This is a genomic window from Streptosporangium sp. NPDC048886 (assembly GCF_055586905.1).
The window spans coordinates 90,475-106,589 of sequence record NZ_JBVJHH010000009.1; the positions used below are offsets into that span (position 1 = coordinate 90,475).

At 70.6% G+C, this 16,115-nt stretch carries 11 protein-coding genes; 8 read left to right on the forward strand and 3 right to left on the reverse strand.

Annotation, left to right across the window (positions count from 1 at the left end; genetic code table 11):
* Positions 1-19 precede the first annotated feature (19 nt).
* From ACZ6R6_RS13075 to ACZ6R6_RS13085, 3 genes are all read left to right on the forward strand, one after another.
* A complete protein-coding gene (locus ACZ6R6_RS13075) occupies positions 20-1,270 on the forward strand; it encodes a cytochrome P450 (RefSeq protein WP_470092934.1) in 1,251 nt (416 codons plus the stop codon).
* Between the two features lie 135 nt (positions 1,271-1,405).
* Positions 1,406-2,650 (forward strand): cytochrome P450, encoded by a 1,245-nt coding sequence (locus tag ACZ6R6_RS13080; RefSeq protein ID WP_470092936.1) that lies wholly within the window; start codon positions 1,406-1,408, stop codon positions 2,648-2,650.
* A gap of 46 nt (positions 2,651-2,696) precedes the next feature.
* Entirely contained in the window at positions 2,697-3,971 is a 1,275-nt protein-coding gene (locus ACZ6R6_RS13085; RefSeq protein ID WP_470092938.1) for a cytochrome P450, read from the forward strand.
* Positions 3,972-3,973: 2 nt separating this feature from the next.
* Here the strand turns inward: ACZ6R6_RS13085 and ACZ6R6_RS13090 are convergent, their stop codons facing one another.
* The gene (locus tag ACZ6R6_RS13090) at positions 3,974-6,031 is read right to left on the reverse strand and encodes a hypothetical protein (RefSeq protein ID WP_470092940.1); all 2,058 of its coding nucleotides are present in this window, start codon (positions 6,029-6,031) and stop codon (positions 3,974-3,976) included.
* A 555-nt stretch (positions 6,032-6,586) separates the two neighbouring features.
* Between ACZ6R6_RS13090 and leuS the strand changes: the two genes are divergently transcribed.
* On the forward strand, positions 6,587-9,055 hold the full coding sequence (gene leuS / locus ACZ6R6_RS13095) for a leucine--tRNA ligase (RefSeq protein ID WP_470093211.1): 2,469 nt from the start codon (positions 6,587-6,589) through the stop codon (positions 9,053-9,055).
* A 70-nt stretch (positions 9,056-9,125) separates the two neighbouring features.
* On the opposite strand, the gene ACZ6R6_RS13100 is transcribed toward leuS, so the two are convergent.
* Complete coding sequence (locus ACZ6R6_RS13100; protein WP_470092942.1) at positions 9,126-9,779, reverse strand: TetR/AcrR family transcriptional regulator; 654 nt, start codon at positions 9,777-9,779, stop codon at positions 9,126-9,128.
* A 348-nt stretch (positions 9,780-10,127) separates the two neighbouring features.
* Between ACZ6R6_RS13100 and ACZ6R6_RS13105 the strand changes: the two genes are divergently transcribed.
* On the forward strand, positions 10,128-12,182 hold the full coding sequence (locus tag ACZ6R6_RS13105) for a GTP-binding protein (RefSeq protein WP_470092944.1): 2,055 nt from the start codon (positions 10,128-10,130) through the stop codon (positions 12,180-12,182).
* 404 nt (positions 12,183-12,586) lie between these two features.
* Here the strand turns inward: ACZ6R6_RS13105 and ACZ6R6_RS13110 are convergent, their stop codons facing one another.
* Entirely contained in the window at positions 12,587-13,084 is a 498-nt protein-coding gene (locus ACZ6R6_RS13110) for a MarR family winged helix-turn-helix transcriptional regulator (RefSeq protein WP_470092946.1), read from the reverse strand.
* Positions 13,085-13,188: 104 nt separating this feature from the next.
* On the opposite strand from ACZ6R6_RS13110, the gene ACZ6R6_RS13115 reads away from it, so the two are divergent.
* From ACZ6R6_RS13115 to ACZ6R6_RS13125, 3 genes are read left to right on the forward strand one after another with little or no spacing between them, the layout of a single operon-like run.
* Positions 13,189-14,031: an NAD(P)H-binding protein gene (locus ACZ6R6_RS13115; protein WP_470092948.1), complete on the forward strand. Its 843-nt coding sequence runs from the start codon at positions 13,189-13,191 to the stop codon at positions 14,029-14,031.
* A 58-nt stretch (positions 14,032-14,089) separates the two neighbouring features.
* The gene (locus tag ACZ6R6_RS13120) at positions 14,090-15,487 is read left to right on the forward strand and encodes an MFS transporter (RefSeq protein WP_470092950.1); all 1,398 of its coding nucleotides are present in this window, start codon (positions 14,090-14,092) and stop codon (positions 15,485-15,487) included.
* A gap of 12 nt (positions 15,488-15,499) precedes the next feature.
* A complete protein-coding gene (locus tag ACZ6R6_RS13125) occupies positions 15,500-15,937 on the forward strand; it encodes a MarR family winged helix-turn-helix transcriptional regulator (RefSeq protein WP_470092952.1) in 438 nt (145 codons plus the stop codon).
* Positions 15,938-16,115 lie beyond the last annotated feature (178 nt).

The following is a 16,115-nucleotide window of genomic DNA, read 5'->3' on the forward strand; positions in this document are numbered from 1 at the left end:
TAAATCTGGGTTGGTGACCATGAACGCGGCACATGTCGACCTGTCGGAGATCCCCTTCTGGGCGCGCCCGCAGGCGGAGCGCATGGCGGCCTTCAAGCGGCTCCGCGAGCTGGACCGGCCCGTGTTCGTGCGGGAGAACAAGATCCCCTTCGTCGGGCACGGGCCCGGCTACTACGCCCTGGTGCGGCACGCGGACGTCTCCGAGGCCAGCCGGAACGCCGGGGTGTTCAGCAGCGAGCCGACCGCCAACAGCGTCGTCGACATGCCCCGGTGGATGGCGGTCTACTTCGGCTCGATGATCAACATGGACGACCCCCGGCACGCCCGGCTCCGCCGCATCGTCTCCCGGGCGTTCACCCCCAGGGTCCTGTCCAAGATGGAGGAGGACCTGCAGCGGGCGGCCACCCGGATCGTGGACGAGGCGGCCGCCGAGGGGCCGGGCGACTTCGTCACCCAGGTCGCGGCCCGGCTGCCCGTCCAGGTCATCTGCGACATGATGGGCATCCCGCCGGAGCTCCATCCCCGGGTGCTGCGGGCCACCAACATCATCCTGGGCAACGCCGACTCCGAATACACCGGGATCGACCCGGAGCTCAGCCGCTGGAACGTCGGCCGCGGCCTGGTCAAGCTGATGGCCGCCGGGCGTGAGCTGAACACACTGGCCGCCAGGCTCGGCCGCCGGCGCCGGGGCGACTCCACCGGCGACCTGACCAGCATGCTGGTCAACGGCGAGGAGTCGCTCACCCCGCAGGAGCTCGGCTCGTTCTTCATCCTGCTCGTGGTCGCCGGCAGCGAGACCACCCGCAACGCCATCTCCCACGGCCTGAAACTGCTCACCGACCACCCGGGCCAGCGCGAGCTGCTCGTGGGCGACTTCGACAAGCACATCCCCGGCGCGGTCGACGAGATCATCCGCTACTCCACCCCGGTGATCCAGTTCCGTCGCACGGTCACCCGCGAGCACGAGATGAACGGGCAGACCTACGACAGGGGCGACAAGGTCCTGCTCTTCTACAACTCCGCCAACCGGGACGAGGCCGTCTTCGCCGACCCCGATGTCTTCGACATCACCCGGCACCCCAACCCGCACGTCGGCTTCGGCGGCCCCGGCCCCCACTACTGCCTGGGCGCCCATCTGGCCCGCCGGGAGGTCACCGTGATGTTCCGCGAGCTGTTCACCCGGCTGCCCGGCATCCGGGCCGCCGGCGAGCCCGCCTACCTGCTGTCCAACTTCATCAACGGCATCAAGCACCTGCCGTACGCGACCTGACTTCCATGCCTTACGGCGGATCCGGCGCTGAGCCGCCCCGGGGGCGGCTACTGTGGCGGCCGGGCGAACGCTCTCGTCCTGGACTGGTTAGGTTCAAGATCGTATGGCAGGATCAAAAAACCGAATGCGGTTCTAATGGGGGCTGGTGTGACGGTTTCACTCGCGGACATCGACCTGTCGGACATCACCTTCTGGGAGCGGCCGATCTCCGAGCGGGAGGCCGCCTTCGCGCTGCTGCGCGCCCAGACGGCCCCCCTCCGGTTCGCCGAGCCGGAGGTGAGCTTCGCCCTGCCGGGGCCGGGCTACTACGCCCTGGTACGGCATGCCGACGTCGTCGAGGCCAGCCGCACCCCCGAGGTCTTCTCCTCCAGCCGGGGGTCGACCTCCATCCACGACCTGACCCCCGAGTTCGGCGAATACTTCGGGTCGATGATCAACATGGACGACCCGCGGCACGCCCGGCTCCGCCGGATCGTCTCCCGGGCCTTCACCCCCAAGATGATCAAGCAGTTCGAGGCCGACGTGCAGGCCGAGGCCACCCGGATCGTCGACGGCCTGATCGCCGTGGGGCCCGGCTGCGACTTCGTCGCCGAGGTGGCCGCCAAGCTCCCCTTGAAGATCATCTGCGACATGATGGGCATCGGCCCCGAGCACCGCCAGACGGTCTTCGAGGCCACCAACGTCATCCTGTCCGGCGGCGACCCCGAGTTCATCCAGGACGTCAGCCGGGCGGCCGAACTGCTCCTGGGCGCCGGGCAGCGCCTGCAGGACCTCGTCGTCTCCCTGGCCGCCGGCGACGGCGACACCCTCATCACCGCCCTGACCAGCGCCAACATCGACGGCGAGAAGCTGACGATGCAGGAGCTCGGCTCGTTCTTCATCCTGCTGGTGGTGGCGGGCAACGAGACCACCCGCAACGCCATCTCGCACGGCCTGCACCTGTTCACCGAGAACCCGGACCAGCGCGCGCTGCTCCTGGCCGACCTCGACAGCCACCTCCCCGGCGCGGTCGAGGAGATCGTCCGTCTTGCCTCCCCGGTCGCCTGGATGCGCCGCAGCGTCACCCGCGACCACGAGATGAACGGTCACCTCTACCGCAAGGGCGACAAGGTCCTGCTCTTCTACTGGGCGGCCAACCGCGACGAGACCGTGTTCACCGATCCCTCCCGCTTCGACATCCGGCGCGGCGAGGGGGCCCACCTCGGCTTCGGCGGCCCGGGGCCGCACTTCTGCCTCGGCGCCCACCTGGCCCGCCGCGAGATCGGCGTGATGTTCCGCGAGCTGTTCACCCGGCTGCCGCAGATCCGCTCGGTCGGTGAGCCGGACCGCCTGCGCTCCAGCTTCATCAACGGCATCAAGCGCCTCGAATGCGACTTCTGAGGCACTCCATTGACGTAAGTGGTTGCTTGCGCAAATGATTGGCGATATGAGCGTGACGCCGTCCGAGCGGAAGCCGATCGTCTCCGCCGCCGACTTCGACCTGTCGGACCACGACTTCTGGGCCAGGCCCATGCGGGAGCGTGAGCACGCCTTCCGGCTCCTGCGCGGCCTGGACGGCCCCGCCTTCTACGAGGAGATGGAGATCCCCTTCGCTCCCAAGGGGCCCGGCTACTACGCGCTGGTCAGGCACGCCGACATCCTGGAGGTCAGCCGCAACCCCGAGGTGTTCTGCTCGGGGGACGGCGGAGCCACCAACATCCCGGACATGCCGCCGGAGTTCACCGAGTACTTCGGGTCGATGATCAACATGGACGACCCGCGGCACGCCCGGCTCCGCCGGATCGTCTCCCGGGCCTTCACCCCCAAGATGATCAAACAGTTCGAGGTCGACGTCGAGGCGGCGGCCGCCCGGATCGTGGACGACCTGATCGCCGCGGGGCCCGGCTGCGACTTCGTGACCGAGGTCGCCGCCAGACTGCCCCTGAAGATCATCTGCGACATGATGGGGATCCCGGAGAAGGACTACGGCACCGTCTTCGACCGGTCCAACGTGATCCTCGGCGGGTTCGACCCCGAATACGGCGGCGACGACATGACCACGATCGCCGAGAAGCTGCTGGCCGCGGGCATGGACCTGCAGCAGCTCGTGCAGGACCTGGCCGCGCACCGGGCCGAGCACCCCACGGGGGACCTCACCTCGTCGCTGGTCAACGCCAACATCGACGGCGAGAAGCTGACGGTGCAGGAGCTCGGCTCGTTCTTCATCCTGCTGGTGGTGGCGGGCAACGAGACCACCCGCAACGCCATCTCCTACGGCCTGCGGCTGCTCACCCGGAACCCCGACCAGCGTGCGCTGCTCCTGGCCGACCTCGACGGCCGCCTCCCCGGCGCGGTCGAGGAGATCGTCCGCCTGGCCTCCCCGGTGAACTTCATGCGCCGCAAGGTCACCCGCGACCACGAGACGGACGGCCGGCTCTACCGCGAGGGCCAGAAGGTCGTCCTGTACTACTGGGCCGCGAACCGGGACGAGAGCGTCTTCCCCGACCCGCTCCGCTTCGACGTCACCCGCGATCCCAACCCGCACGTCGGCTTCGGCGGCCCGGGGCCGCACTTCTGCCTGGGCGCCCACCTGGCCCGCCGTGAGATCACCGTGATGTTCCGCGAGCTACTGCGGCGCGTCCCCCAGATCGAGGGCGGCAGGCCGCAGCGGCTCCACTCCAGCTTCATCAACGGCATCAAGCACATGGACTGCGCGTTCTGAGGTCACCGAGCCGCCGGCCGGATCGACTTGAACACGGTGTTGACGTCGGGCAGCAGTTCCTTCTTGCTGTCCGGCACCGACATGTAGACGATCGCGGGCAGGTCGGCGCCGGTGCTCACGGCCGCCACGACCATCGTCGTCTTGGACGTGCCCGAGGTGATCTCGTACGCGGCGAGCTGCCCCCGCAGACCGTTGACCGACAGGTTCTGCTGGGCGGTCTTGCGGGCGCTGTTGTCCTCGGGGAAGAACTTCTTGCGGCCGGTGTAGGCCACCGCGTTGATCACCGGGGCCAGGTTGTCGGGTGAGGTGTATTTGCTCTTCAGCCGGGGCGAGAGCGGTCCCGACATCACCTGGGCGAACTGGGGCTTGCCCAGGGAGTCCGGCCCGGCCGGGACGTACTGGCGGGTGGTGAAGCCGTAGGCGGTGGACACGCTCTCGCGCTGGTCCTGCCGCCAGGGCGCGCCGAGCTTGGCCAGGCTGATCGCCGAGGCCTGGTCGGGCAGGGTGCCGGCGACCGGCGAGGCCTTGCCGGGGAAGCGCGGCAGGCGGCCCACGGCCTGGGACTTGGCGGGCTTCTTGCCGGTCGCGGAGGGCTTGGCCTCCGGAATGGCCTTCTCCTCCGTCGAGGCCAGGGGGCCCGCCAGGAAGGCCCAGAGCACGGCGCCGATCAGAGCGATCACCACCGAGCCGGCCAGCGCGAACACCCAGATCGGCCGGCCCGTCCCTTCGAGCTCCGGATCCTCTCCCATGGCCTGGTAGTTGTCGCCGAAGACCGTGTCCCACAGCTCCTGCTGACGCTCCGGCGGAGGGGTCTTCGGCCCGCTGATCTGACCCGCGGTGACGAACGGCCTGTTGGGATCGGAGGGATCCCGGCTCAGGTGCCCGCCCGGCTGCCCCTGCGGGGGGACCTGCCCGCGGTGGGGCCCGCCGTCGCCCGGATGGGCGTGCGCGGGCGCGCCCTGCGGGGGAGCGTGGGGCGGCGGAACCTGCGGCGGCGCGCCGGGAGGGGCCTCCGGGGCGGTCGCCCCCGCCAGGGCCCACACGCCGGGGTTCTCCGGAGCGGCGCCGTTGCCCGGGACGTTACGGAGCGTCTCCTGGCCGGCGAAGGGGTTGGGGCCGGTGAGCGGGTCCTGGCCGCCGAACGGGTTGGGACCCCCCACGGGGGCCTGGCCGCCGAACGGGTCCGGGGCGGTGCGCGGATCGCGGCCGCCGAAGGGGTTGGGGTTGGTGAGCGGGTCCTGGTGACCGAACGGATTGGAGCTGGTCAGGGGCTCCTGGTGACCGAAGGCGTTGGGGTTGGTGAGCGGGTCCTGACTGCGGAACGGGTCGGGGCTGGTCAGCGGGTCCTGGTGGCCGAACGGGTTGGAGCCGGCCGGCGGCTCCTGGTGACCGAAGGCGTTGGGGCTGGTCAGCGGGTCCTGACTGCGGAACGGGTCGGGGCCGGTCAGCGGGTCCTGGCCGGCGGAGGGGCCGGGGCCGCCCGTCGGGGCCGGCCAGGAGGGGGAGGAGTGGCCGGGGTCCGGCGACTCGGCCGGCCTGCCCCATCCGCCGTTCTCGGCCGGCGGTGCGGCGTTCCGCCCGCCGCCGTCCGGGGCCGTACCCCAGCCCCCGTTGTCGTTGCTCCGGGCCGCCTCCCAGCCGCCGTTCCCGGTCGCCGGGGCCGTACCCCACCCTCCGTTGTCAGCGGCCTGGGCAGTGCCCCACCCTCCGTTGTCGGCGGTCTGCGGCGTGGGCCACCCGCCGTTCTCGGCGGGCGGCCGGGTGCCGGGCCCGTCCTGTGCGGGCGTGGCGGCCTGCCAGGAGTCGCCGCCCGGCCGCGGGCCGGAGGCAGGCGGGGCCTGGGTCTGGGGGTCGGGGGCCGGTGCCCCGAAGGCCTGCTGCCAGGAGCCGTTGCCGGGGACGGCGGCCTGCCAGGAGGCGCGGTCTCCGGCGGGCTCCTCCTGGGGGAGGGGGAGCCGGGGGCCGGTGCCGGAAGAGCCGTCCGCCCAGGCGGGCGACGGCTCTGCGGCTTCCGGCCATGCCGGAGGCAGGTGGGACTGGCTGGACTGCTCCGAGGCCATGGCTTCCTTACCTCCAGGGCGTTTGCCCGAATTAGGGGTATTGGGCATGGTCTCACGTGAGACGGGGGGGTTGGCAGGGAAACTGGAGAACGCCCCCCTGAACTGGAGTCCGGTGGGGTCGGTTGGCGGATCCTGCATCGGCAGGCCGACCTCCGAGGGATCCGGGCCCTGCCCCGGCTCGACTGAGTGTGCCACGGTGAAAGAGTAAACTGACGGGACATGTGAGGTCACAACGGACGTATCACCATCTAACCTCGGCCTGTCCCAGACGCATGAGCCTCCCATTGTGCTGACCCGCCGGTGCCGCTGTCCCCGGTTCGCCGCGATCGGATGGATTTCCCGGGTCATGAATATGGCTTGCGTACTGCGATACTCTTGGCATATGCGTGCCGCGGCCCTGCTGCTTATCTGGCCGCATCGGCCTTCCCGGCGCTAGACGCCCGCCGATGCGGCTGCCCTTCGCGTGAGCGGAGGGTTTTTCTATTGGGTCGGATGGGTCAGATCATCTGCGCAGACGTATACCGAGGGAAGATTGACGTGAGCGAGCGAGCCGACATGCAGACCGACGAGCAGCACTACGACCCGCAGGCACTGCAGGTCAAGTGGCAGCGGCGATGGGAGGAGCTCGACCCCTTCCGGGCCTCCGACGACCCCGCCGACGCGCGTGAGCGGCGCTACATGCTCGACATGTTCTCCTACCCCTCAGGCGACCTGCACATGGGCCACGCCGAGGCGTTCGGCATCGGCGACGTCTTCTCGCGCTACTGGGTCCAGCGCGGCTACAACGTGCTGCACCCGATCGGCTGGGACTCCTTCGGCCTGCCCGCCGAGAACGCCGCGATCAAGCGCAACGCGCACCCGGCCGAGTGGACCTACGCCAACATCGAGACCCAGGCCCACTCCATCAAGCGCTACGCGATCTCCTTCGACTGGTCCCGCCGCCTGCACACCAGCGACCCCGACTACTACCGGTGGACCCAGTGGCTGTTCATCCGCTTCTTCGAGCGCGGCCTGGCCTACCGCAAGGGCGGCCTGGTCAACTGGTGCCCCAACGACCAGACCGTGCTGGCCAACGAGCAGGTCAAGGACGGCAGGTGCGAGCGCTGCGGCGCCGAGGTCGTCCGCCGCGAGCTGACCCAGTGGTACTTCAAGATCACTGACTACGCCGACCGGCTGCTGGACGACATGGCCCAGCTGGAGGGCGGCTGGCCGGAGCGCGTGCTGACCATGCAGCGCAACTGGATCGGCCGGTCCGAGGGCGCCGACGTCGACTTCGTCATCGAGGGCCGCGACGAGCCGGTCACCGTCTACACCACCCGTCCCGACACCCTGTACGGCGCGACCTTCTTCGTGGTCGCCCCGGACGCGGCGCTGGCCGAGGAGATCGTCGCAGAGGACCGGCGCGAGGCCTTCGAGGCCTACCGGGCCGAGGTGTCCAAGCTGTCCGACATCGACCGGCTCTCCACCGACAAGGAGAAGACCGGCGTCTTCCTGGGCCGTTACGCGATCAACCCGGTCAACGGCGAGCGCATGCCGGTCTGGGCGGCCGACTACGTGCTGTCCGACTACGGCCACGGCGCCATCATGGCGGTCCCCGCGCACGACCAGCGCGACCTGGACTTCGCCCGCGCCTTCGGCCTGCCGGTGCGGGTCGTGGTCCACACCGGTCTGGCCGACCCGGGCGAGACCGGTGTGGCCACCGCCGGTGAGGGATCCCTGGTCAACTCCGGCCCGCTGGACGGTCTGTCCAAGGCCGACGCGATCCGGAAGATCATCGGAGTGCTGGCCGAGCGCGGCACCGGGAAGGCGACGGTCAACTTCCGCCTGCGCGACTGGCTGCTGTCCCGCCAGCGCTTCTGGGGCTGCCCGATCCCGATCATCCACTGTCTCGACTGCGGCGAGGTCCCCGTCCCGGACGACCAGCTGCCGGTCACCCTGCCCGACCTGCGCGGCGAGGCCCTGGCCCCCAAGGGCGTCTCCCCGCTGGCCTCGGCCGAGGACTGGGTCAACGTCGCCTGCCCCAAGTGCGGCGGCCCGGCCCGGCGCGACACCGACACGATGGACACCTTCGTCGACTCCTCCTGGTACTTCCTGCGTTACGTGGACCCGTCCTACGAGGACGGCCCGTTCGACGTGGAGAAGCTGCGCAAGTGGGGCCCCATCGACCAGTACGTCGGCGGCGTCGAGCACGCGGTGCTGCACCTGCTGTACTCGCGGTTCTTCACCAAGGTCCTGCACGACATGGGCATGGTCGACTTCACCGAGCCCTTCACCCGCCTGCTGAACCAGGGGCAGGTGATCAACCAGGGCAAGGCGATGTCCAAGTCACTGGGCAACGGCGTGGACCTGGGCGAGCAGATCGACTCCTACGGCGTGGACGCGGTCCGGCTGACCGTGGTGTTCGCCGGTCCGCCGGAGGACGACATCGACTGGGCCGACGTCTCCCCGGCCGCGTCGCAGAAGTTCCTGGCCCGCGCCTTCCGCGTCATGGCCGAGGCCGGTGCGGCCTCCGCCCCCGGCGCGGACTTCGCGACCGGTGACCTGAACCTGCGCAAGGCCGTCCACCAGACCATCGACGAGGTCACCAAGCTGGTCGATTCCCACCGCTTCAACGTCGCGGTGGCCCGCATGATGGAGCTGACGAGCGCGACCCGCAAGGCGATCGACTCCGGCCCCGGCGCGGCCGACCCGGCCGTCCGGGAGGCCGCCGAGGCGCTGGCGGTCATGCTGTCCCTGGTCGCCCCGTACGCCGCGGAGGAGGGCTGGGAGCGTCTGGGCCACCCCGCCTCGGTCGCCAGGGCCGGCTGGCCGGTGGTCGATCCGGCCCTGCTGGTCCAGGACTCCGTCACCTGCGTCGTCCAGGTCGCCGGCAAGGTCCGTGACCGCCTGGAGGTCTCCCCGGAGATCTCCGAGGCCGAGTTGGAGGCGCTGGCGCTGGCCTCGGCGAAGGTGCAGTCCTTCCTGTCCGGGGCTCCGCGCAAGATCATCGTCCGCGCGCCCAAGCTGGTCAACATCGTCCCGTAGCGGTCGCGCGGGGCGTCCGCGTACGGCGGGCGGGGTGTCCGCGTACGGCGGGCGCCCCGCGGCCGGCCGTTCAGCGGCGCCTGTCGGCCGCGCAGCCCCCGGCCGTGTCGTCGGCGAAGAGGCGGTGGGGCGAAGGGCGGGGGAGAGGCTCGGCCGAGGGACGCGTGCCGTCGAGCAGAAGGGCCAGATAGCGCCGGTGGTCGGCGCCGTCGTCATCGGGCCGGCCGCCGCCGTCGCCCGGGTGGACGGTGCCCAGGGCCATCACCACGATCGCGGCCAGGTCGCGTACCAGCAGGTCGGTGCGGATCAGGCCGCGGCGCTGGGCGGCGGTCAGGACGTCGCCGAGCGGGTCGACGGATCGTTCGGCGAGGCCGACGGTGAAGGCCCCGGCCTCCCGCGCGGCGGCGAGCAGACGGCGGTGGGCGGCCAGGGTGTCGACGGTGGCGGCCAGCGCGGTGGCCAGCCCCTGGCGGGGGTCGGCGGCCGTGCGGGCGGCCCGGGCCAGCGGCTCGACCTCTTCGGCGAAGTAGGTTTCGAAGGCGGCTCGGATCACGCCGTCGCGGTCGCCGAAGCGCCGGTAGACGGTGGCGATGCCGAGGCCGGCCCGGCGGGCGATCTCCTCCAGCGGGACGGCCGGGCCGGTCTCCTGCAGGGCGGTGATCGCCGCGCGGACGATCCGGTCGGAGTTGCGCAGGGCGTCCGCTCGACGTCGCTGCTGTGGCACATGTCGAACGCTAGCAGCATCCGCATTCACCCGACGGAACGTCCACCCCCTGATGAGACGCCTCTGCCCCGGGTCGTCCGGCCACCTCCGGCCCCGTCGTGGCCGCCCGTCTGCTCGCCGGCGAGAACGCCCCGGCCGAGGAGGTCAACGGCGGGAGCCACCAGAGCCTCAGCGGGGCCGTCTGAGGCGCGTGGTCGTCGGGTCGGATTTATTGCGTCGAAAATCGGGCCCGCCGGTGGAAGGATGTCGGCGACCGACCGACCGACCACCGGGAGCACGAGATGCGGCGAGCCTTCGAAACCTCACAGCGCCCTATCCGGACGAGAGTTTTCGAGGACTCCAGCACTCATGCACACCCTCAACATCGGCATTCTCGCCCATGTCGACGCGGGCAAGACCAGTCTCACTGAGCGCCTGCTGTTCGACACCGGCGTCATCGACCGGCTCGGCAGCGTCGACGCCGGCAGCACCCAGACCGACACGGGCGACATCGAACGGCGGCGCGGCATCACGATCCGCTCCGCGGTGGCCTCCTTCACCGTCGGGACCCTGCAGGTCAACCTGATCGACACCCCCGGGCACTCCGACTTCATCTCCGAGGTCGAGCGGGCGCTCGGAGTGCTCGACGGCGCCATCCTGGTCCTGTCGGCGGTGGAGGGCGTCCAGGCGCAGACCCGCGTCCTGATGAAGACCCTGCGGCAGATGCGACTGCCGACCCTGATCTTCGTCAACAAGATCGACCGCGCCGGGGCCCGCCACGAGGAGATCCTGGCCGACGTCCGGCGGAAGCTGACGCCGCGGATCGTCGCGATGAACCGGGTCCGGCAGGCCGGATCGCCGGCCGCGCACACCGTCCCGAACTCCCTGGACGTCCCGGACTCCCCGAACTCCCTGGACGTCCCGGACTCCCCGGGCGGGCAGGGAGCCCCGGACGGCCCGGATTCCCCGGACGTCCCGGACTTCCGCTCCCGGGTGGCGGAGATCCTCGCGGAGAACGACGACGCGCTGCTCGCCGACCTCGTCGCCGGCTCGCTCCCCACGGGTGACCGGCTCCTGGCGGGGATCCGCGGCCAGACCGCCGCCGGCCTGCTCCACCCGCTGTTCTTCGGCTCGGCGCTGACCGGCCAGGGCGTCGAGGCGCTCCTCGACGGGATCTCGCGGCTGCTCCCGCCGGCCTCCGCCGCCGGAGACGACGGCCCTCGCGCCACCGTCTTCGCCGTCGAGCGCGGCGGCGCCGGGGAGAAGATCGCCTACCTGCGCATGCACTCCGGTGAGCTGCGCGCCCGACAGCGGGTCACCTGCTACCGGCGGGGAGCCGACGGCGGCGTCAGCGAGGACACCGAGCAGATCACCGCGCTCCAGGTCATCGGACCGGCCCGGCGGGAGGCCCGCCACCTGACGGCGGGGAACATCGCGAAGATCTGGGGCCTGTCCCGCATCCGGGTCGGGGACCAGGTCGGCTCGGCCCACGGGCTCGGCGGGCGGACGCACTTCGCCCCGCCGAGCGTGGAGACCCTCGCCCGGCCGAAGCGGGCCGAGCACGCCGCACGGCTGCACGCCGCGCTGGTGAGCCTCGCCGACCAGGACCCGTTGATCCACACACGTGCCGTCCCGGGGGAGGGGACCTCGGTCCTGCTCTACGGCGAGGTGCAGAAGGACGTCATCGCCGAGACCATCCTCAACGACTTCGGCGTCGAGGCCGTGTTCGAGCAGAGCCGTACGGTCTACGTCGAGCGCCCGGTGGGCGTCGGGGAGGCATGCGAGGAGATCGACCGGCACGGGCGCAACGAGTTCTTCGCGACCGTCGGGCTGCGGGTCGGACCCGGGAGCGGAGCGGGGATCACCTTCCGGCGGGAGGTCGAGCTCGGCTCGCTGCCGCGCCCCTTCCACCGGGCGATCGAGGACGCCGTACGGCAGACCCTTGAACAGGGGATCTACGGCTGGGCGGTGACCGACTGCGTCGTCACCCTGACCCGGACAGGCTACGCGGCCCCGATCAGTACGGCCGGTGACTTCCGCAACCTCACGCCGCTGGTCCTGATGCGTGCCCTGGACATCGCCGGGACCCGGGTCCACGAGCCGTGCCACGCCTTCGAACTGGAGATCCCGTCGGACACGCTCAGCGCCGTCACCGCCGAGCTCGCCGCCTTCGGCGCGGACATCCGGGAGTCCTCCGGCGACACGGACACCTGGCTGGTCAGGGGCGGCATCCCCGCGCGCCGGGTGCACGAGTTCGGGCGGCGCCTGCCCGGACTGACCCGTGGCGAAGGGGTCTGGTGGTCACGGCCGTCGGGGGACCGGCCGGTCGGCGGACCGGCCCCGGTGCGCGAGCGGTCGGACGGCAACCCGCTCAACCGCGGGGAGTATCTGCGCCACCTCGCACAGCGCGGCACGGCGGGGTGAGGCCACCGGGTTTCTGCCTGTGGTGACCAGATAGTCCCAGAGACCGAAGGTGCCGATCGGGGCGTGGCCGGTGACCAGCGCGCCGATGGCGGATCCCGGCTCGGTCAGAGTGAGCTGCTCCCACAGCGCCAGCGCCGAGGGAGTCGACACCCGGGCCAGGTCGTCGCGCAGGACCTCGGGGCCGAGATCGGGCAGGTGAGCGAACCTGCCCAGGCTCGTCCCGAATGGCGCACCGAGTCGACGAGGAAACGCGCCAGGTGGGCGGAGATCGTGCCTCCGTTCACAGGGGGAGACATAGCCCAGGCGACGCTATCAGGCATACGTGAACCTCTGGCGTGAATGGTCCTGTCGTTGACGTGAGTGGACGTGCCTTCCTCGCCCCTCGGATCTGAGACGAAGGGGTTTCAGGAGTCACTGACGTCGTCGGCCAGGCCCCGGTTGCGGAGGTGGGCCAGGGAGTCGACGTATTTGAGCATCAGACGGGCGAACTCCAGGCGATCGTGGTCGGTCCAGTCGGCGGTGATGTATTCGAACGCCGAGCGTTGGTGGCGGCGGAAGCGGGCCATGAGCTCTTCGCCCTGAGGACTGAGTCGCAGGACGGTGCGGCGGCCGTCCTGCTGGGAGGCGGCGCGGATCAGATAGCCGGCCTTGATGTTGTCGGTGACCATGCGGCTGGCCACCGACGGGTCCACGGCCAGGAGCTCGGCCACCGCCCCGACGGTGACCTCCTTTTCCGAGTCCCGGGTGTGCTCCAGGACGAGGTTGAGCACCAGGGTGCGGCTCAGGTCCTTGGCCGAGATCGGATTCTCGACCTCCAGCAGCGAGGTGCGCCGCAGCTTGGAGAAGGCCGGGCCGACGGCATTCAGCAGCTCATCAGCGGTTCGGGGCTCGTTCGTCGTCATATGCCCATCGTATATCCGTGAGAATCCGAAGGCATGTGTTGACATGAAATTATATGCATGGCAACATGCATATGTAGAAGCTCACAAACGAACAGGAGAAACTCATGACCACCCTCATCACCGGCTCCCGCGGCAAGGTCGGCCAGGCGATCATCAACCGCCTCCACTCCGCCGGTCTGCCCGTCCGCGCCGCCAGTGCCAACCCCGCCGACCTGGCCGTCCCCACCGGCGTCCAGGTCGCCGAGCTCGCCCTTGACGGCCCCGACACCTTCGAGGCCGCGCTCGACGGCATCCGCCAAGTTTTCCTTTACCCCGAGCCCGGCGGCATCGACGCCTTCATCAAGGCCGCTGAGGTCGCGGGCGTCGAACACGTCGTCCTGCTGTCCTCCTCCTCGGTCCTGGGCCCCGACGCCGAGAACGACCCGCTCGCGAGCCACAGCCTCAAGGTCGAGCGCGCCCTCGCCGACTCCGACCTCACCTGCACGTTCCTGCGGGCGGACGCCTTCGCCAGCAACTCCCTCGGCTGGGCCTACTTCATCGGCCAGAACATGCCGATCCAGCTCGCCTATCCGGACGCGCAGATCGCGCCCATCCACCCCGCCGACGTCGCCGACATCGCCGTCGAGGCACTGACCGGCGACTCCCTCACCGGCCGCGCGGTCACCCTCACGGGCGCGCAGGTACTCACTTTCCGCGAGCAGCTGGCCGTCCTCGCCGACGTCCTCGACCGTGACATCCCGGTCGTGAAGATCACCCATGCCGAGGCCGAGCAGCAGATGGGCCAGTACATGCCGGCCCCGATGGTCGGCTCCCTGCTCGCGCTCTGGGCCGCCGCGTCCGCCGAGCCCGCCGTCATCGCCGACACCACCCAGACCCTTCTCGGCAGGCCCGCCCGCACCTTTCAGCAGTGGGCCCGCGAAAACGCCGCCGCCTTCACCCCACGCTGACCCCGGCAGGGCCTTCCGCTCAGGGCAGGCCCTCCCTCCCCCCTTCAAAGGCATCCCCATGAACCCGCCCCTGGCACTCGCGCCACCGCAAACCGCCGAGCGCCGACGCTGGGCCATCCTGGCCGTCGTCCTGTTCGCCGCGATCCTCGACCTCCTCGACGCCACCATCACCAACATCGCTGCCCCGACCATCGCCGCCGACCTGCGCGGCGGAGACGCCCTCGTCCAGTGGCTCGGCGCCAGCTACGCCCTGGCGATGGGCGTCCTGCTCGTGATCGGCGGACGGCTCGGCGACAGGTACGGGCGCCGCCGCCTGTTCCTGGTCGGCATCACCGGCTTCACCCTGGCCTCCGTTGCCTGCGGCCTGGCCTTCGATCCCGCCTCCGTCATCGTCTTCCGGCTGCTCCAGGGAGCCTTCGGCGCCCTGGTGATCCCCCAGGGCTTCGGCATCCTGGGCGCGGTGTTCCCTCGCGAGGAGATCGGCAAGGCGTTCGGCGTCTTCGCCCCCGCCCTGGGCCTGTCCGCCATTGGCGGCCCCATCCTCGCCGGAGTCCTCATCGACGCCGACCTGTTCGGCCTCGGCTGGCGCTCCATGTTCCTGATCAACATCGTGCTCGGCGGCCTGGCGACCGCCCTGGCCGTACGGCTCCTGCCCCGCGACACCGGTGATCGGGCGGTCGCTCTCGACGGCCTCGGCTCCGGCCTGCTCGCCGCCACCATGCTTGGCCTGCTGTACGGCCTGATCGACGGCTCCAGCCACGGCTGGACGCTTACCCCGATCCTCTGCCTGGCCGCGGGTGCCGTCTTCTTCGCCCTGTTCTGCCTGCGTCAGCGTGTCGCGGCCAGTCCGCTGATCGAGCCCTCCCTGTTGACCAACCGCGGCTTCGTCTCCGGCCTGATCCTCGGCCTGGTCTTCTACGCCGCTGTCTCCGGTCTGCTGTTCGTTCTGTCCCTGTTCCTGCAGGACGTCCTGCGCCGCACGCCGACGCAGGCTTCCCTCGGGCTGGCGCCGCTCGCAGCAGGCATCATCGTCGCCTCGATCGCCGCGCACAACCTCCTGGCCCGGTTGGGCCGTACCCTGATCCTCCTCGGCCTGCTCCTCACCCTGACCGGCACTCTGGCCCTGCTCGCCCTGGTGTGCACCCAGGGAGCCGAGCTGGCCACATGGGCGCTCATCGGACCGGTATTCGTCACCGGCCTGGGCCTGGGCGCCTGCTTCGGCACCATCTACCAGGTCACCCTGGGTGACATCGACCGGGTCGAGTCCGGCAGCGCCAGCGGCTCACTGTCGGCCGTCCAGCAACTGGCCAACAGCCTCGGCGCCGCGGCCATCACCACCGTCTACTTCCACACCTCCGGCGGCACCGCCCTCAGCCTGGTCCTCGTCGCCGCCCTCGTCCTGGCCTGCTGTGGCCTGGTCCGGCTCATGCCCCGCAGAGCCCAACCCCACCACTGAGGAACACCCATCATGAAGCCCATCGGCTACTGGCTCAACCGCACCGACCAGGCCATCACCCAGCACATGAACGGCATGCTGCACGAGTTCGGCCTCACTCGGATCGCCTGGCAGGTCCTCAACGTCATCCACGACACCCCTCAGATCCCCGACACCGACGTGCTGGCCGTCCTGGCGGCCAACGCCGACCTCCCCACCCTGACCGCCGCCATCGACACCGTCCTCGCCGATGGCTGGGCGACTCGCCCCGCACCGGACCGGCTCACCCTCACCCCTGACGGCCGTCAGCGACTGGCCACGGTCGCCGACCGTATCGACGCGTTCCGCCAGCTGTCGATGTCCGGCATCTCCATGGAGGAGTACGGCACGGCCGTCAGCGTCCTGGAGCGCATGACGCACAACCTCCAAGCCCTCGGGACAGGACCCGATGTGTCATCCGTCCAAGCTTGAACGCAAAGAACGACACCGCAGGTCAAACGCGGCTCCACGTCGGTGTCCGGCTCGGCCGGCCCCGCACCCGGCCCGGCGCGGTGGCGGCGGACAAGGCATACTCCTCCCTCCTCCCGCGCCAACCGCCTCTACCTGCGACGGCGCGGGATCCGAGACCTAAAGATCCGAACTCAGAACA